General features: G+C 72.3%; 17 protein-coding genes. 11 read left to right on the top strand and 6 right to left on the bottom strand.

Annotated elements, in window-relative coordinates; genetic code table 11:
* On the bottom strand, nt 1-654 hold the full coding sequence (gene lexA, locus AB0K18_RS06390; RefSeq protein WP_364910702.1) for a transcriptional repressor LexA: 654 nt from the start codon (nt 652-654) through the stop codon (nt 1-3).
* A gap of 160 nt (nt 655-814) precedes the next feature.
* On the opposite strand from lexA, the gene AB0K18_RS06385 reads away from it, so the two are divergent.
* Both AB0K18_RS06385 and AB0K18_RS06380 read left to right on the top strand, forming a co-directional pair.
* A complete protein-coding gene (locus AB0K18_RS06385) occupies nt 815-1816 on the top strand; it encodes a hypothetical protein (protein ID WP_364910699.1) in 1002 nt (333 codons plus the stop codon).
* Nucleotides 1817-1956: 140 nt separating this feature from the next.
* Nucleotides 1957-2979 (top strand): methyltransferase, encoded by a 1023-nt coding sequence (locus tag AB0K18_RS06380; protein ID WP_364910697.1) that lies wholly within the window; start codon nt 1957-1959, stop codon nt 2977-2979.
* Nucleotides 2980-3024: 45 nt separating this feature from the next.
* Here AB0K18_RS06380 and AB0K18_RS06375 read toward each other — a convergent pair whose 3' ends face one another.
* Complete coding sequence (locus AB0K18_RS06375) at nt 3025-3396, bottom strand: hypothetical protein (RefSeq protein WP_364910696.1); 372 nt, start codon at nt 3394-3396, stop codon at nt 3025-3027.
* 209 nt (nt 3397-3605) lie between these two features.
* Here AB0K18_RS06375 and AB0K18_RS06370 point away from each other — a divergent pair, with 209 nt between their 5' ends.
* From AB0K18_RS06370 to AB0K18_RS06360, 3 genes are all read left to right on the top strand, one after another.
* Nucleotides 3606-4100, top strand: a complete 495-nt coding sequence (locus tag AB0K18_RS06370; RefSeq protein ID WP_364910693.1) for a hypothetical protein — start codon at nt 3606-3608, stop codon at nt 4098-4100.
* A gap of 10 nt (nt 4101-4110) precedes the next feature.
* Nucleotides 4111-4740, top strand: coding sequence for a helix-turn-helix domain-containing protein (locus AB0K18_RS06365; RefSeq protein WP_364910691.1), 630 nt, complete (start codon nt 4111-4113; stop codon nt 4738-4740).
* An 83-nt stretch (nt 4741-4823) separates the two neighbouring features.
* Complete coding sequence (locus AB0K18_RS06360; RefSeq protein ID WP_364910688.1) at nt 4824-5288, top strand: hypothetical protein; 465 nt, start codon at nt 4824-4826, stop codon at nt 5286-5288.
* A gap of 149 nt (nt 5289-5437) precedes the next feature.
* Here AB0K18_RS06360 and AB0K18_RS06355 read toward each other — a convergent pair whose 3' ends face one another.
* Nucleotides 5438-7057, bottom strand: a complete 1620-nt coding sequence (locus tag AB0K18_RS06355) for an FAD-binding oxidoreductase (protein ID WP_364910685.1) — start codon at nt 7055-7057, stop codon at nt 5438-5440.
* Between the two features lie 118 nt (nt 7058-7175).
* Nucleotides 7176-7748, bottom strand: a complete 573-nt coding sequence (locus AB0K18_RS06350) for a MarR family transcriptional regulator (protein WP_364910682.1) — start codon at nt 7746-7748, stop codon at nt 7176-7178.
* Between the two features lie 164 nt (nt 7749-7912).
* Between AB0K18_RS06350 and AB0K18_RS06345 the strand changes: the two genes are divergently transcribed.
* Nucleotides 7913-9853 carry a serine/threonine-protein kinase gene (locus tag AB0K18_RS06345; protein ID WP_364910679.1) on the top strand — a complete coding sequence of 647 codons (1941 nt, stop codon included), beginning with the start codon at nt 7913-7915 and terminating at the stop codon, nt 9851-9853.
* On the opposite strand, the gene AB0K18_RS06340 is transcribed toward AB0K18_RS06345, so the two are convergent.
* Complete coding sequence (locus AB0K18_RS06340; protein ID WP_364910676.1) at nt 9850-10158, bottom strand: metalloregulator ArsR/SmtB family transcription factor; 309 nt, start codon at nt 10156-10158, stop codon at nt 9850-9852. The genes AB0K18_RS06345 and AB0K18_RS06340 overlap by 4 nt on opposite strands.
* A gap of 31 nt (nt 10159-10189) precedes the next feature.
* A complete protein-coding gene (locus AB0K18_RS06335) occupies nt 10190-11221 on the bottom strand; it encodes a saccharopine dehydrogenase NADP-binding domain-containing protein (RefSeq protein WP_364910674.1) in 1032 nt (343 codons plus the stop codon).
* A gap of 72 nt (nt 11222-11293) precedes the next feature.
* Between AB0K18_RS06335 and AB0K18_RS06330 the strand changes: the two genes are divergently transcribed.
* The 5 genes from AB0K18_RS06330 (at nt 11294) to AB0K18_RS06310 (ending at nt 16162) form a co-directional block, all read left to right on the top strand.
* Nucleotides 11294-12232 carry a helix-turn-helix domain-containing protein gene (locus tag AB0K18_RS06330; RefSeq protein ID WP_364910671.1) on the top strand — a complete coding sequence of 313 codons (939 nt, stop codon included), beginning with the start codon at nt 11294-11296 and terminating at the stop codon, nt 12230-12232.
* A gap of 94 nt (nt 12233-12326) precedes the next feature.
* Nucleotides 12327-13304 carry a sugar ABC transporter substrate-binding protein gene (locus tag AB0K18_RS06325; RefSeq protein WP_364910668.1) on the top strand — a complete coding sequence of 326 codons (978 nt, stop codon included), beginning with the start codon at nt 12327-12329 and terminating at the stop codon, nt 13302-13304.
* Nucleotides 13301-14332 carry an ABC transporter permease gene (locus AB0K18_RS06320; protein WP_364910665.1) on the top strand — a complete coding sequence of 344 codons (1032 nt, stop codon included), beginning with the start codon at nt 13301-13303 and terminating at the stop codon, nt 14330-14332. The genes AB0K18_RS06325 and AB0K18_RS06320 overlap by 4 nt, the downstream gene beginning before the upstream one ends.
* A complete protein-coding gene (locus AB0K18_RS06315) occupies nt 14329-15108 on the top strand; it encodes an ATP-binding cassette domain-containing protein (RefSeq protein ID WP_364910663.1) in 780 nt (259 codons plus the stop codon). The genes AB0K18_RS06320 and AB0K18_RS06315 overlap by 4 nt, the downstream gene beginning before the upstream one ends.
* Nucleotides 15109-15187: 79 nt before the next feature.
* Entirely contained in the window at nt 15188-16162 is a 975-nt protein-coding gene (locus AB0K18_RS06310) for an alpha/beta hydrolase (RefSeq protein WP_364910660.1), read from the top strand.
* Nucleotides 16163-16263: the final 101 nt, after the last annotated feature.

Genomic DNA, 16263 nt, shown 5'->3' with positions numbered 1-16263 from the left:
TCAGACGCTGCGCAGCACCGACACCACGATGCCCAGCACCGTGGCCTCGTCGCCGTCGATCACCTCGTACGCCGGGTTGCGCGGCTCAAGATGGACGTGGCCGCCGCGGCGGCGGAAGACCTTGACGGTGGCCTCGCCGTCGATCATCGCGGCGACGATCTGGCCCGAGTGCGCGTCGGGCTGCTGCCGTACGACGACGACGTCACCGTCGCAGATCGCCGCCTCGATCATCGAGTCACCGCGCACCCGCAGCGCGAACACCGTGCCCCGCCCCGTCAGGTCGCGCGGCAGGGTCAGCGTCTCGTCCAGCAGCTCGTCGGCCGGGATGGGCACGCCCGCCGCGATGTCGCCCACCACCGGCACGCTCACCAGGTCGGCGGCCGGCTCGGCGGAGTCGGGGCGCAGGAACAGCCGTACGTCGATCGGCCGCGCCATCGCCGCGCCCCTGCGCAGCAGCCCCTGATCCTCCAGCGCCTTCAGGTGCTTGGACACCGTCGAGGTCGACCGCAGCCCCACCGCCCTGGCGATCTCGCGCGTGCTCGGCGGGTAACCGTGCCTGACCACCCAGTCCCTGATCGTGGCCAGGATGTGCTGCTGCCGCTGGGGGAGGTGGTGGACGTCGAGGTGCTCGAACGCGTCGCCGTAGGTGCTCACCGCCGAAATGCTAGAGCCTGCCGCGTCTTTGCGTGGTCATCGAGGCGTCAGGTGAAGGACGAAGGTCCTTCGAACGCGGGCCGTCCAGCACTGACGTCCGTTCTCCGATCCGGCTGTGATGGAGAGGTACGAACAAGGCGCCTCGGAGAGGAAGCCCTCCATGACCACCATGCACAAGCCCGCGGACCTCGGCGAGCAGGCTGAGCAGGCCGTCCGGGCCGCGCTGGAGGCGGCCACCTGGGCGCCGTCGGTGCACAACAGCCAGCCGTGGACGTTCACCGTCTCAGGGGACGAGATCACCGTGCGCGCCGACACCGCCAGAAAGCTGCGCCGCGCCGACCCCGAGGGCCGTCACCTGCACATCAGCTGCGGGGCCGCGCTGTTCAACCTGTGCACGGCGCTGCGCCGGCACGAGTACGAGCCGGTCGTCCGCCTGCTGCCCGACCCCGACAAGCCGGCGCTGCTCGCCATCGTCCGGCTCGGCGAGCGGACCGCCCCCGACGAGCACACCAAGACGCTGCACGGGGAGATCAGGCACCGCCGCACGCACCGCGCCCCCTTCGCCGGCATGCCCGTCCCCGACCGGCTGGTGGAGGCGCTGGTCCGCCAGGCCGCCGCCGAAGGCGCCCGGCTCACCCCGGTCCGGGAGCCCCGGGCCATCCGGGTCCTCGCCGGCCTGACGGAGGCGGCGCAGCACGTCCAGTCGATGGACCGGGCGTTCACGCTGGAGCTCGTCCGCTGGGCCAGGCCGCCGGGCAGCGCCCGCAAGGACGGCGTCCCCGCCGACGCCTACCCCGCGCACTCCGCCGGCACGGGCTCCTCCGGCTTCGCCCAGCGCGACTACGCCTGGCGCCACGACTGGGGCACCCGCGGCGACCCGGCCGCCACCGCCATCGGCGTGGTGGCGCTGCTCACCACTGCGGGCGACACCGCCGCCGACTGGCTCACCGCAGGTCAGGCCCTGCAACGCGTCCTGCTGCACGCGAGCGCTTACGGCGTCAGCGCAGCCTTCCACACCCAGGCGCTCGAGTTCCCGCACCTGCGCGCGTTCCTGAGCGAGGAGCTGTGCTCCGGGACGCATCCGCAGATGGTGATGCGGCTGGGGATCACCTTCGACGAGCACGGCGCCGTCCGGCGGCCGGTGTCCGACGTGGTGGAGTGACCCCGGCGAGGAGCTGCGCTCGGGAGCGTATCGGCAGCTGGCGATGCGGCGAGCACGGGCGCGGTCCGTCGGCCTCTGGTCGGCCGCGGTTCTGATTCGTCCAAGACGTGCCGGGCCCTTTGCCCCTAGTCTTTCGTGACATGTCCGGTGATGAGGCGGCGTGGGAGTCGGCGTGGAAGGTGCTCGCGCCGGTGACGGACCTGGTCACGCCCATGGCCGTACGCGTGGCGGCCACTTTGCGGTTGACCGACTTGATCGGCGATGATCGCGTACCGGTCGATGAGCTGGCCCGCCGTGCCGGCGCCGACGCCGACGCGCTGGCCCGGCTGCTGCGCCACCTGGTCTGCCATGGCCTCTACACCGAGCCCTCGCCGGGCGGTTTCGCGGTGAACGAGCCCGCCGCGCTCCTGGCCTCCGGTCATCCCTCGGGGATGCGGGCCCGGCTCGACCTCGACGGGTTCGGCGGACGCATGGACCTGGCGTTCACCGGGCTGCTGCACACCGTACGGACCGGGCAGCCGGCCTGGGAGACGGTCTTCGGGCTGCCGCTCTGGGCTCACCTGGCCGCCGACGAGCAGCTGAGCGCGACGTTCGACGCCATGATGGCCGACGGCCCCGACTACCTCGCCGACGCCCTCGCGGGCTTCGACTGGTCCGGCGTACGGCACGTCGCCGACGTCGGCGGCGGCACCGGCGCCCTGCTCGCCGAGCTGCTGCACGCCCACCCCGGCCTCCGCGGCACTCTCGTCGACCTCCCTGACACGGTCGATCGCGGCCGCCACTTCCTGGCCGAACGCGGCCTGGACGGGCGCTGCGTCTTCGCCGGCCAGAGCTTCTTCGACCCACTGCCCGCCGGGGCCGACGTCTACGTGCTGCGCCGAGTCATCCACGACTGGGACGACGCCTCAGCCATCCGCATCCTCCGCCGCTGCGCCGAGGCCGCCGGTTCTCAGGGACGGATCGTCATGATCGAGTTCCAGGGCGGCGGCGACGCCGCACCGGCCATGTTCGCCGAAATGAACCTACGCATGCTCGTCCTGGCCGGCGGCCGCGAGCGATCGATGGACCAGTACGAAGCCCTCGCCACCGAAGCCGCGTTGGAAGTGAGCGCCACGCACTCCACCCCACTCGGCCACCTCATCCTCACGATGCGAGCTCTGTAGCCGCGTCCGACGCTCACCGCCCGCGCAGACAGCGGCGTCCGGCGCTCACCGGTCGATGTTCACCATGCCGCCGCGAACGCCGTGACCGGTCGGCGGGCGCCAGTCGGAGCGGCGGGGCCTGATCGCGCCGCGGAGGTAGAGGGCGTGTGCGGCGCGCCGGGCGAGGATGTCGAGGTGCGCGTCGAGCAGCGGCACCCGGGTGTCGGCCAGTTCGGTGCGGATCACGTGTACGAGATGGTCGAGCAGCGGCAACTCGGCCGGATCGGCGGGCCGCTCAGGCGCGATCTCATCCCGGTGCAGCCCGGGCCGCCGCGGGTCCTCCTGCTCCCCACAGACCCGGCACTCCTCCTCGGCATCCGGGTCGCCCGGGTCCTTCCAGGCGACGTAACGATGAGGCTGGACATGCGACTCATACATGACAATCACCTCATACCCAGCCTAGAAGCCCCTATGGCCCCCGACCAGCACCAGGCCAAGCCCCACTGACCCACGCAGCCCCGACGCCGAGTCGCGCCGACGTGCACTGGCCGCGTCATCGGGTGGCGCTGAGGCGCGTGGGCCGCGACATCGGGTAACGCGCGGACCGCGACGCGGCCACCGACGCCTACGACGGCATCGCGGACGCGTTGAAGCGGCCGTCGGTGGTCGTGCCGGTGACCTGGCTGTGCCTGACCTTCTTCGCTGCGGGGCTGCTGTCGGTGCTGTGGCGTGGCGACGCCGACCAGGGGGCGTGGGCGCTGATGGGGTTCGCTGCCGTGGTGCTGCAGAATGCGACGTTCACCGGCATCGAGGCGCTGCGGTTCGGCATGGCGACGGCCGCCCGCCACGGTCGCGGCTCGATGGCGGGCCTGTGGGGGATGAGCAACGTGCTGTTCGGGTTCAACCAGGCCTTCCTGGCCATGGCGCTGCTCGGCTTCACCGTCGCGGGGGTGAGTGGCGGGCTCGTGCCCGTCTGGCAGGCGGGTCTGGGTTATGCGAGCGCGGCGCTGCTCCTGGTGTCGTCGCTCGCGGCGCCGTACAACGTCGAGGGCGGCAACCGTCTCGGGCCGGCCGGGCTGATCGGCTGGCTGGGCTGGCTGGCGTGGATCGTCGCGTACAGCGTCACCCTCCTGCTGCGATAACGTCCTCGTCATGAGCGCAGAGGGGACCCGGCGCCGCTACGACTCGCTGCGCCGCACGGCGCAGGCGATGGAGACCCGCGCCGAGATCGCCCAGGCCGCACGCCGGCTCTTCGTCGCACGGAGCTGGAGCGCGACGACCGTCCGCGACGTCGCCCGCGAGGCGGGCGTGTCCGTGCCGACGGTCTATGCGGTGTACGGCAACAAGGCCGGCCTGACCCGGGCACTGGCGGACGCCGCCGGCCTGTCCGCCGACCCCGCCCGCCAGCTGGCCGAACTGGAGGCCCCGGAGGCGACCCCCGAACGTCAGCTGGCCGTGATGGCCGCCTTCGACCGCCGCCTGTTCGAGCAGGCGGGCGACGTCATCGTGCCGCTCCGCGAAGCCGCCCGCATGGAGCCGGACCTGGCCGCGTTCTACCGCGACAGCCGAGCCCGAGCCGGCGAGACCCGCCTCGCCGTCTTCTCCTCCTGGCCCGCAGGAACCCTCCGCCCCGACCTGACCGTCCGCACCGCCACCGACATCTACGCGGCCCTGTGCAACATCGACGTCTACACCACCCTCACAAGCGAACGCGGCTGGCCACCGTCCCGCGTCGAAGAATGGTGGTCAGAAGCCCTGCCCCGCGAACTCCTCAACCCCTGACGGTCAGCTTCCTGTGCCGGCCCGTCGCTACTCTTCGCTCAGACCATGATCGTCGATCAGTCGTGAAGCGGGAGCAGGCCAGGATGCCCGAGCCGATGAAAGCGTTCACCGAACCGTCCGGGATCTCGCATCTCTTCGGAGTCGCGGACTTCGAAGTCATCGAGGGGATGTTCCCGGACGAGACGACCATCTGGCATCTCGGGGATCCGTATCCGACGTGGCTCATGACCGGGCCCAACGGTGTGACCTTCGGACTCGATCGCGACGTGCAGGCCTACGTGCGTTACGAGTTATGGGACGTGCCGCCACCGCCGCCGGACCCGTCATGGCGGTCATGGGAAGGGGAGATCTTTCTGACGTCCGGGCGGATCGTCGCGGTGAGCTTCTTCGACGAAGCTGATTACCACACCCTGTTCGACCTGGGCCGCCGGGCCGCGAAGTGGCCGGTCCGGATCTCCACGAAGGCTCCGGTCAATGTCGACGACCCCGCGTTCCCGCGCGACATCTTCCGAGTGCGCCTGTTCACCTTGCAGTTCTGGATCGGCTGACCGCAGGGGAGCCCGCCACCACCAGGACCGCGTGGGTGACCGCGTGGATGGCCGTGAGGGGGAACAGGTGGCGGCGGGGCCTCCGGATCCGGCCGGCGGCGGGGCGTGCTCGTGCCCGGGACGGGCGGCCGATAGTCCGCGGCTGGTCGTCAGGCGGGGAGGCGGATGGACATGGCGTGGTGGAAGACGTTCTTCGGGTCCCAGCGGGCCTTCACGCGCTGCAACCGCGGGTAGTTCGCGCCGAAGTACAGCGTCGTCCAGGGGACGCCGGAGGTGTTCCACTTCGGGTCGGCGTGGTCGGTGTCGGGGTAGTTGATGTAGGCGCCGCCGCAGTTGCCCCCCGGCACCGGTACGCCCCCGGTCGTCGCGTACAGGTCCCGGTGGAACTCCCGTACCCATCGGAGCTGGGTGTCGTCGTCCTTGCTGTCCTGCCAGCTGGCCAGGCAGAAGACCTTGAGGATGGAGTCGCGTTCCGCGGTGGCGGTGGCGGTGGAGGGGACGGTGTTGACCTGGCCGCCGTACGACACCGCCCACAGCGCCCGCGTCGTCGAGGCGGGCTTGCTCAGGTGGTCGTAGGCGACGTCGATCTGCCGGTCGGTGAAGCGTTTCCGCAAATATCCGGACTTGACCTTGAAGTGGCTGGACTGCTCGCCCTCGCTGAGCGCGAACGAGCGGATCGCCTGGTACCAGGGCTGCCGCCCGATCGGCAGGACCGTCGCGGCCGGTGTGACGCCCTCGCCCACGGCGGCGATGAAGTCCTTCATGCGCTTCTCGGCGTCGGCCCCGGTGGCGTCCATCTGGCAGGCCAGGACGATGCCGCCGGGGTCGGCGCCGTCGCTCCTGCCGTTCACCATCAGCACCCCGAACAGCGACGCGTACGGCGAGGACGGGTCGCTGTTGCGCTCGTGCCAGGCGCCGTGGTTGCGCAGCAACCGGCGGAACGCCTCCTTCGTCATGCCCTGCCACGACCAGACGGCGACCCCGGTGAGCAGTTCGGCGGGCGGCCGGGGCAGCAGCTTCGTGGGGTCGTTCCCCATGGCCTTCGGGTCGCGCAGCCAGTAGCGGGTGACGATGCCAAAGTTGCCGCCGCCGGCCCCGGTGTGCGCCCACCACAGGTCGTGGTGGGGGTCGCGCGGGTCGCGGGTGGCGACGACGGCGCGGGCCCGGCCCGGCTTGTCCACCACCACGACCTCGACGGCGTGCAGGTAGTCGATGGTGAGCCCGTGCCGGCGGGACAGGGCGCCGTAGCCGCCACCCACGATGTGCCCGCCGGCCGCGACCGTGCCGCACTGGCCGCCGGGCAGCGTCACGCCCCAGCCGAGGTGGAGCGTCCGGTACACGTCCATCAGCGTCGCGCCGGGCTGGACCATGAACGCGCCGCGCCGCTCGTCGAAGGAGACCTCGTTCATCTCGCACATGTCGATGACGACCTGCGAGCCGTCGCCGACGAAGTTCTCGTAGCAGTGGCCGCCGCTGCGCACGGTCACCCGCCTGCCGGCGCGCACCGCGTCGCCCACGGCTTTCACCACCTGCTCGGTGGAGCCGACCACCTGGAAGTACTCGGGCTTGGGACGGAAGCGCTGGTTCGTGCCGCGGACGGCGAGATCGGCGTAGCGCGGGTCCTTCTGCCCGATGCGGACGGGGCCGGGACCGGCTCCCTTCCCGGGTGCCGCGGCGGCGGCCGGCAGCGCGGGGATCAGGCCCGCGGTGACCACGCCGCCCAGCGCCGCCGTACCGCCGAGCAGCCGCCGGCGCGTCACATCACTCATGTCAACAACTCCTGGTCATGCATGGGAGGGGGAGAATTCAGACCCCACCGACGCTAGGAGCGGCGCGATGGCCGGGGAATGCACCTAGGTACACCCCCGGGCGAAGCTGGTTGCACTTTCAGGATCGGCGGCGGCGTCCGCTGCGGCGCGGCGCGGGCTCGGCGCCGCCGAGGAGGGCGAGCCGCCGCTCCTCGCCGTGCTCCTCCACCTGCAGGACGACCTGGCGCAGCCCGTCGGTCAGCGCCAGGCAGGCGTCGCGGTCGAGGCGGGAGGTGATGAACGACTCCTCGGCGTTGAACGCGGGCAGCGACCCCCGCATGAACTCCTCGCCCGCGGCGGTCAGGCGTACCAGCACGAGGCGGCCGTCGGAGGGATGCCGGTGGCGCTCGACCAGCCCGCGCGACTCCAGCGTGTGCAGGACGCCGGTCAGCGTGCCCTTGGAGATGCCCGACTCGCGGGCCACGTGGCGGCTCTCCGGCTCGCCCCAGATCCAGATCACCCACAGCACCACGAACGCGGTCCAGGTGAGGTCGCCACTGCGCAGGACGGCGCTCTCGAGATGGTGGCGGACCGCGGTGGCGGCGCGGTAGATGTTGGCTACCAGGGCCATGCGCTCCCGGTCGATCGGCGTGCCGCCGAGCTTCGCCTCGACCAGTTTCTCCGCCTGGGTGATCGACCGTTGCCCGGGCACGCGGCCCTCCCTACGCCTTTTGAGCGGAAGTCCGGCTCCGAAGTATAGGTGCAGCGCCGGGCCCGCCCGTTGTGCCGATTCCGTGGATCGCCGAACCGTTTCGCCGCTTCGGACGTCTTCAAGAGAACGGGGGCGTATTGGAGTGAAAGGTGGGCCGGACGAACATGATCATGCCGGAGACCGTGCTGGCGGGTCGCTACCGCCTGCTGTCGCGGCTGGGCAGCGGGGGGCACGGCGAGGTCTGGCGGGCCCTGGACGTCCTGCTCGACCGGGTCGTCGCGGTGAAGACCATACGCGCGGGGCTCGACGGGGACGCGGCGGCCAGGTTCCACGCCGAGGCCAGGTCGATGGCGACCGTCGAGCATCCCGGGGTGGTCGGGGTGTTCGACTACGGGATCGCGGACGTGGACGGGCGGCGCACGCCGTACCTGGTGATGAAGTACCTCGACGGGGAGCCGCTGCACCTGCTGCTGGAGCGCAGGGGGCGCATCTCGGCCGGCGCCACGATGGACCTCGTCGCCCAGACGGCCGAGGCGCTGCAGGCCGCGCACGACGCCGGTGTGGTGCACCGCGACGTCAAGCCGGGCAACCTCATCGTCAGGGCCGACGGCAGCGTCGTGCTGACCGACTTCGGCATCGCCCGCGCGGCCGAGGGGCACAAGCTGACGGCCTCGGGCATCGTGCTGGGCACCGCCACGTACTGTGCGCCCGAGCAGGCGGAGGGCGCCGAGCCGAGCGCGGCCATGGACGTGTACGCCCTGGGCGTCGTCGCGTACGAGTGCCTGTCGGGCCGGCCGCCCTTCCACGGGGACAACGCGGTCGCGATCGCGCTCCAGCACGTCCATGACCCGCCACCGCCGCTGCCGGCGGACGTTCCCCCGGCGGTCGCGGAGGTCGTGATGCGGGCCCTGGCCAAGGATCCGGCAGCCCGCTGGCCCACCGCGGGAGCCCTGGCCGCTGCGGCCCGCGCGCTGTCGGGGGAGGTGGCCGCCGACTCGCCGCTGACGGACGGTTTCCCGGTGACCCCCTCGACAGAGGAGCCGGCGCCGAGCCGGTCCGAGACCGGTGCGGGTGACACGGCCGGGCATGTGGCGGAGAAGACCACCCGCGCGCGGGCCGGCGCCGGGAGAAGGGCCGCCCGGCGGCGCGGTGCCGCGACCGCGGGCGCGCTGGCCGCCGCCGGCATCGCCGCTGCCGCCGTCTGGGCGCTGCTCCCTGACGACCAGCCCCGGACGCCGTCCCAGGCCGGAGCCGAGGTGACGCCGGTGCCCGCCACCCCGTCCGACCCCACCCCCGACCTCGTGACGCACACGAAGGACCCCGAGCCGAGCGAGACCCCGGAGACCACCACGAAACCCCCGACCGTCGAGCCCACGGAACCCACCCCCACCCCCGAGGAGGGCGCGATCGTGGGCGGCATCAGGTACGCGGGCGCGTCCAAGGACTACCAGCCCGGCATGGTGCAGGTCTTCACCGACAAGGGCAAGCGCGTGGCGCAGCGCAAGGCCGGCCGCGACGGCTACCGCTTCTCCCTCCTGCCGGGCGGCTACCGCCTCCAGACGGCGCTAGGGGACACCAAGTGCTGGACGCTGGCCAAGGTCAGGTCGGACCGGACGACCAGGGCCGACCTCACCTGCCGCGCCCCGAAGCCGGAGGAGCCGCCGTTCCATGGCGCCGCCGTGCGGGACGCGGCCGGCGACGCCAAGCCGGGCACCCCGGACGCCGGCAAGGCGCCACCGTACGCGGATCTGCTGGCGGCGGTGGCCAAGGGCGGCGAGGACAGCGTGACGGTGGAGTGGGTGACCGGCGGCGCGGTCCCGGCGGACGGCGCCGGGCAGTGGACGGTCACGTTCACGCAGTCCGGCCAGAGCGGGACGGTCACGCTGACGGGCGCCAAGGGAGCGTGGACCGTGGACGCCTTCGGGAAGACGGCGGCCGTCAAGCCCGCGCTCTCAGGTCAGGGGGTCGCGGTCACGCTCAGCCGGGCGACGCTGGAGGCCGCCTCGGTGGACCTGACGAAGCCGTACGAGGTGGGCGCCGCCGCAAGCACCGTGACCGCCACCGTGACCGCCGGCGCGCACACCTGGACGGACTCGGCCCCCTAGAGCGAGTGGCCGAGCACCGCGACGAACGCGGCGATGCGCTCCTCGTCGCGCCGGTAGTGCGTCCACTTGCCGATGCGGGTCGAGCGCACCAGCCCGGCCCGCTCCAGCGCGGCCATGTAGGCCGACACGGTCGACTGGGCGAGCCCGGTCTTGGCCTGGATGTGGCTGACGCACACGCCGGCGCCGTCCGGGCCGATCTCCGGGAAGTGCCGCTCGGGGTCGCGCAGCCACGACAGCACCTGCAGGCGCACGGGGTTGGCGAGCGCCTTGAACACCTCGACCAGGTCGGGTGGCGATGCGGTCATGAGCGGTCCAATGGCAGAGCGAAAAGTATCGTTATGCTACCGGCCCGAGCTCGAAGGAGAGGTGCGGGGCCAGGGCGCGCAGGAAGTCCGCGGCGTCGAAGAGCGCGCCCGCCGACGCGACGCCGGTGGTCCTGACGCGCCCCGACAGGATGCGCTCGACCGCCTCCACCGCGAGCGGCGCGCTGACGGCGTAGATGTCGTGGCCACGGGCCACCGCCCGCCGCTCCTCGCCGCCCGCGCGGACGACGACGTCCACCAGGAACGTCTCCGCCGGCCTGTCGCGCTCGTCGGCCGCCGCGGGGGCGGCCAGCTCCCGGGCCGCCTCGGCCGCCATGTACGAACGCACCTCGGGGATCCGCAGGTGGCTGGGGATGGTGACGATGTCGGCCATCGAGAACTCACCGATCACCGCCCGGGTGCCGAGCGGCTCGGGGAAGTCCCAGTCGAGCGCGGGCGGCTGGTCGTCGTGGTACTCGACGCGCCCGCCGGTGTAGCGCACGCGCCGGCCGCCGCGCCGCTCCCGGGAGACGGCGCCGGCCAGGCGGGTGCCCTCGGTGGGCCGCCAGCCGCTCAGCCCGTACGCGACGTGCGCCTCGTCGGCCGCCGTCCACTCGCGCATCGCGGCCGTCGCCAGCAGGTCGCCGAGGCCGCCGTAGAACGCCATCGCGGGCAGCACCACGGTGCCGGCCGCGCGGGCGCGCTCGGCGAAGTGCGCGAACGTGTCCAGGTTGGCCTCGATCTCGGCCGCCACGTCCACGTACGGGATGCCGGCCCGCAGCGCGGCCTCGATCAAGGGCGCCGCCGTCGTGGCGAAGGGCCCGGCGCAGTTGATCACCGCCGTGGCGCCCGCAAGGGCGCGGTCCAGCGCGTCCGGGTCGTCGGTGGACGCCTGCCGGGTGAGCAGCCCCGGGTCGGCCGCCGCCAGCTCCTTCAGCTTGATCGTGTCGCGCCCCGAGGCGATCGGGACGAGCCCGCGCTCCTGCAGCTCCGTCAGCACGAAACGCCCGGTGTGCCCGTACGCGCCGTAGACCGCCACCGCCATGATGTCCTCCTCGTTCGTCATCGGTGACCATCCTGGCGACGGTGATCGCCGGGCACGAGTGTCGGGAACGCCGTCACCCGTACACTTTCGGACATGCACACCGTCGCGCTGGCCGTCACCGACGGCATGCTGCACCTGGAGCTGTCGCTGGCGTACGAGGTCTTCGGCGGCGGCCCGGCCGAGGACTGGTACGAGCTGGTCCTGTGCGGCCAGGAGGCGGTCAGGGTCGGCCGGTTCCTGGTGGAGCCGGAGCGCGGCCTCGACGCGCTGGCCCGGGCCGGCACCGTGATCGTCCCCGGCTGGGCGGACATCGACGTCGACCCGCCCGCCGACCTGGTCGCGGCGGTCCGCGCGGCCCACGAGGCGGGCGCCAGGGTGGCCTCGCTGTGCACGGGCGCGTTCGTGCTGGCCGCCGCCGGGCTGCTGGACGGGCGGCGGGCCACCACGCACTGGGCGCACACCGGCGTGCTGGCCGCCCGCCACCCCCGCGTCGAGGTGCACCCCGACGTCCTGTACGTCGACAACGGCAGCGTGCTCACCTCGGCGGGCAAGGCCGCCGCCCTCGACCTGTGCCTGCACCTCGTCCGCCGCGACCACGGCTCGTCGGCCGCCAACGCGGTGGCCCGCCGCCTGGTGGTGCCGCCGCACCGGGAGGGCGGCCAGGCCCAGTTCGTCACCACGCCGGTGCCGGAGCGCGGCGACCACCCGCTCGGCGAGCTGTTCCCGTGGGTGCTGGCCAGGCTCGACCAGCCGCTGACGGTCGAGGACCTGGCCCGCAGGGCGAACATGAGCGCCCGCAACCTGGGCCGCCACTTCAGGGCGGTCACCGGCACCACGCCGCTGCGCTGGCTGCTGACCCAGCGCGTCCGCCGCGCCCAGGAGCTGCTGGAGGTCACCGACGACAGCGTTGAGCGCATCGCGGCGGCCACCGGCATGGGCACCGCGACGACGCTGCGCCGCCACTTCGGCCGCACGGTCGGCGTGGCCCCCGACGCCTACCGGCGCACGTTCAGGGCGCGTACCAGGGCATAGACGGTACGCGCTGACGGCATTGGTCAGCATGTCTATACATGAAGTTGATATTGAGGTACAACCAGGGCGAGCCCGATGGTTCTGGAGGTGTCTCGTGAGACGTACCCCGATCGTGCTGGCCCTGCTGGGAGCGCTCACCCTCAGCGGCTGCTCCTCCGGCGGCGGAGGCGGTGAGAGCAGCAGCGCGCCGCCCGCCACGGCGGCGCAGGCGGGCGACGGCCGCTACGCCGTCATCACCCACGCCGCCGCCGGCGACTCCTTCTGGGACGTCGTCAAGAACGGCGCCGAGGCCGCGGGCAAGCAGTACGGCGTCACCGTCAGCTACCAGGGCGACGACGACCCGGCCAGGCAGTCGCAGCTCATCGACCAGGCCGTCTCGGAGAAGGTGGACGGCATCGTCGTCTCCATGGCGAACCCCGACGCGCTCAAGGAGTCCATCGGCAAGGCCGTCGCCGCCAAGATCCCGGTGGTCACCGTCAACTCCGGCGCCGACTCCTCCAAGGAGTTCGGCGCGCTCACCCACGTCGGCCAGTCGGAGGACGTCGCAGGCCGCGGCGCGGGCGAGCAGCTCAAGGCGGCCGGCGTCACCAAGCTGCTGTGCGTGATCCACGAGGCCGGCAACGTCGGGCTCGACCAGCGCTGCAAGGGCGCGGAGGAGACGCTCGGCGGCACGGTCGAGCGGCTGCAGGTCAACGTCAGCAACCTCGCCGACGTCACCTCCAAGGTCGCCGCCAAACTCCAGACCGACCAGCAGGTCAACGGCGTGCTGGCGCTGAACCCGGCCGTCGCGGTCGCCGCCAGGGACGCCATCAAGGACGCCGGCTCACAGGCCAAGCTGGCCACGTTCGACCTGTCGGCGGACGTGGTGAGCGCGATCAACGACGGCGAGATCCTGTTCGCCGTGGACCAGCAGCAGTACCTCCAGGGCTACCTGCCGATCACGTTCCTCACCCTCTACAAGTCCAACCTCAACACGGTCGGCGGCGGCCTGCCGGTCAACACCGGGCCGGGGTTCGTCACCAAGGACAACGCGGCGCAGGTGGCCGAGCTGGCGGAGGCGGGCACACGATGACGGTGGCGGCGGACGAGCGGGTGGCCCGGGTCGGACTGGCCCGCCGCCTGCTCATCAGGCCGGAGCTCGGCGCGGTGGTCGGGCTGGTGGTGGTCTTCGCGTTCTTCGCCGCGCAGTCGCCGGTGTTCCGCTCGCCCGACGGCATCGCCAACTGGCTCGACCCGGCCGCGACGCTGGGCATCATGGCGGTCGCGGTGGCGCTGCTGATGATCGGCGGCGAGTTCGACCTGTCGGCCGGCGTGCTCACCGGGACGAGCGGGCTGGTGCTGGTGACGCTGGCCACCAGGTTCGGCTTCGACGTCTGGACGGCCATGCTCGTGGGGCTGGTCGTGGCGCTGGCGGTCGGGTTCGCCAACGGGCTCGTGGTCACCAGGACCCGGCTGCCCAGCTTCATCGTCACGCTGGGCACGTTCCTCATGCTGCAGGGCGTCAACCTGGGCGTCACCAAGGCGATCACCGGCACCGTCCAGGTCAGCGGCCTGCGCAGGGCCGAGGGCTTCGAGGTGGCCAACGCGATCTTCGCCGGCACCATCGACGTGGGCGGCACCTCGTTCCGGGTGGCGATCCTGTGGTGGATCGTGATGACGGCGGTGGCGACCTGGGTGCTCATGCGGTCGCGGGCGGGCAACTGGATCTTCGCGGTCGGCGGCAACGAGCAGGCGGCGCGCGCGGTGGGCGTGCCCGCCGCCCGTACGAAGATCGCGCTGTTCATGACGACGGCGTTCGCCGCCTGGCTGGTCGGCTCGATGCTGGCGCTGCGCTACACGTCGGTGCAGGCCAACATCGGCATCGGCCAGGAGTTCATCTACATCATCGCGGCCGTCATCGGCGGCTGCCTGCTCACCGGCGGGTACGGCTCCGCGATCGGCGCCGCCATCGGCGCGCTGATCTTCGGGATGGCCGACAAGGGCATCGTGTTCCTCGGCTGGGACGCCGACTGGTTCACCTTCTTCCTGGGCGCGATGCTGCTGCTGGCGACGCTGGCCAACCGGCTGGTCCGGCGCTACGCCGAGGAGGTGCGGCATTGACCCCGATCCTGGCGACCCGCGGCATCGGCAAGACGTTCGGCTCGGTGCTGGCGCTGCGCGAGGTGTCGATGAGCGTGGCGGCCGGCCAGGTGGTCTGCGTGCTGGGCGACAACGGCGCGGGCAAGTCCACGCTGATCAAGATCCTGTCGGGGGTGCACCAGCACGACGCGGGCGCGTACCTGGTGGACGGCGCGGAGGCGCGGCTGACCGGCCCCCGCGACGCGCTCGACCGCGGCATCGCCACCGTCTACCAGGACCTCGCGATGATCCCGCTCATGTCGGTCTGGCGGAACTTCTTCCTCGGCTCGGAGCCGCGCAAGGGCCTGGCCTTCGACGTGGCCAAGGCCCGCAGGGTGGCGCGCGACGAGCTGCGCGCGATGGGCATCGACATCCGCGACGTGGACCAGCCGGTCGGCACGCTGTCGGGCGGCGAGCGCCAGTCGGTCGCCATCGCCAGGGCGGTGTACTTCGGCGCCCGCGTGCTCATCCTCGACGAGCCCACCTCGGCGCTCGGCGTCAAACAGGCGGGGGTGGTGCTGCGCTACATCGCCCGCGCCCGCGACCGGGGGCTCGGCGTCGTCTTCATCACCCACAACCCGCACCACGCCTACCCGGTGGGCGACCGGTTCCTGCTGCTCAACAGGGGGACCGCGATCGGCGAGTACGGCAAGGCGGACATCACCCCGCAGGAGCTGACCGCGCTCATGGCGGGCGGCGCGGAGCTGGAGGAGCTGGAGCACGAGCTGCGCCGCGAACCACCTTTGGGAGACATTTGACGCGATAGGGCGATCGCCTGGAGGAAAAGGCAGGCAGAGACATCTGGCATGCCGAACACGAGAGGCGCAGGTGATCGCCATGACAACGACCGCCACCGGCAAGGTCGTGCTGGAACGGGCGGCCCAGGAGTTCGCCGAGGGCACCGCCACGCCGCCCTTCATCTACGAGCTGCCGCCCCAGCAGGGCCGTGACCTGCTGGAGAAACTCCAGTCCGGCGCCGGCGTGCACAAGCCGGACATCGACGAGGAGTGGATCCAGGTCGAGGGCGGCCCCACCGGGACGGTGCCGGTGCGGATCGTCAGGCCGAAGGCCGCCACAGGCACGCTGCCGGTCATCTTCTACATCCACGGCGCCGGCTGGGTCTTCGGCTCCGCCCGCACCCACGACCGGCTCGTCCGCGAGCTGGCCGCACGGGTCCACGCCGCGGTCGTCTTCCCCGAGTACGACCGGGCGCCCGAGGCGAAGTACCCCACCCAGATCGAGCAGAACCACGCCGCCGCGCAGTGGGTGATGCGGCACGGCGCGGAGAAGCACCTGGACGCCTCCAGGATGGCGGTCGCGGGCGACTCCGTCGGCGGCAACATGGCGATCGTGCTGGCCATGATGGCCAAGGAGCACGGCGACGTACGGCTGCGCGGCCAGCTCGCGTTCTACCCCGTCACCGACGCGAACTTCGACACCGGCTCCTACCAGCAGTTCGCCACCGGCTACTACCTCAACCGCGACGGCATGAAGTGGTTCTGGGACCAGTACACCACCGACCCGGCCGAGCGGGCCCACCCGCACGCCTCGCCGCTGCGGGCGAGCACCGAGCAGCTGCGCGGCCTGCCGCCCGCGCTCATCATCACCGACGAGGCCGACGTGCTGCGCGACGAGGGCGAGGCGTTCGCGGCCCGGCTGCGCGAGGCGGGCGGCGACGTGACCACCGTGCGGATGGCGGGCATGGTGCACGACTTCGTCATGCTCGACGTGCTGCGCGACACCAACGCCGCCAGGGCCGCCATGGCGCTGGCCGCCGGCAAGCTCCGCCGGTGGCTGGAAGCTCCGCAGTAGGGCGGCCGGCATGACCCTGTGGCAGGGGCCACCCCCGGGACCGTTATTACCCGGGCGACCGATGCGGCGGACCGCTCCTGGAGGGCGGTCCGCACAGGTCG

It is taken from the genome of Nonomuraea sp. NPDC049421, assembly GCF_040677005.1.
Taxonomy (GTDB): domain Bacteria; phylum Actinomycetota; class Actinomycetes; order Streptosporangiales; family Streptosporangiaceae; genus Nonomuraea; species Nonomuraea salmonea.
The sequence above is the reverse complement of the archived record's forward strand: the minus strand, read 5'-3'. Positions and strand labels throughout refer to the sequence as shown.

Coding starts and splice junctions, on each gene's coding strand:
- AB0K18_RS06385 (WP_364910699.1), top strand. CDS start 815: ATGACCACCATGCACAAGCCCGCGGACCTCGGCGAGCAGGCTGAGCAG.
- AB0K18_RS06380 (WP_364910697.1), top strand. CDS start 1,957: ATGTCCGGTGATGAGGCGGCGTGGGAGTCGGCGTGGAAGGTGCTCGCG.
- AB0K18_RS06375 (WP_364910696.1), bottom strand. CDS start 3,396: ATGTATGAGTCGCATGTCCAGCCTCATCGTTACGTCGCCTGGAAGGAC.
- AB0K18_RS06365 (WP_364910691.1), top strand. CDS start 4,111: ATGAGCGCAGAGGGGACCCGGCGCCGCTACGACTCGCTGCGCCGCACG.
- AB0K18_RS06360 (WP_364910688.1), top strand. CDS start 4,824: ATGCCCGAGCCGATGAAAGCGTTCACCGAACCGTCCGGGATCTCGCAT.
- AB0K18_RS06355 (WP_364910685.1), bottom strand. CDS start 7,057: ATGAGTGATGTGACGCGCCGGCGGCTGCTCGGCGGTACGGCGGCGCTG.
- AB0K18_RS06345 (WP_364910679.1), top strand. CDS start 7,913: ATGATCATGCCGGAGACCGTGCTGGCGGGTCGCTACCGCCTGCTGTCG.
- AB0K18_RS06340 (WP_364910676.1), bottom strand. CDS start 10,158: ATGACCGCATCGCCACCCGACCTGGTCGAGGTGTTCAAGGCGCTCGCC.
- AB0K18_RS06335 (WP_364910674.1), bottom strand. CDS start 11,221: ATGACGAACGAGGAGGACATCATGGCGGTGGCGGTCTACGGCGCGTAC.
- AB0K18_RS06330 (WP_364910671.1), top strand. CDS start 11,294: ATGCACACCGTCGCGCTGGCCGTCACCGACGGCATGCTGCACCTGGAG.
- AB0K18_RS06320 (WP_364910665.1), top strand. CDS start 13,301: ATGACGGTGGCGGCGGACGAGCGGGTGGCCCGGGTCGGACTGGCCCGC.
- AB0K18_RS06310 (WP_364910660.1), top strand. CDS start 15,188: ATGACAACGACCGCCACCGGCAAGGTCGTGCTGGAACGGGCGGCCCAG.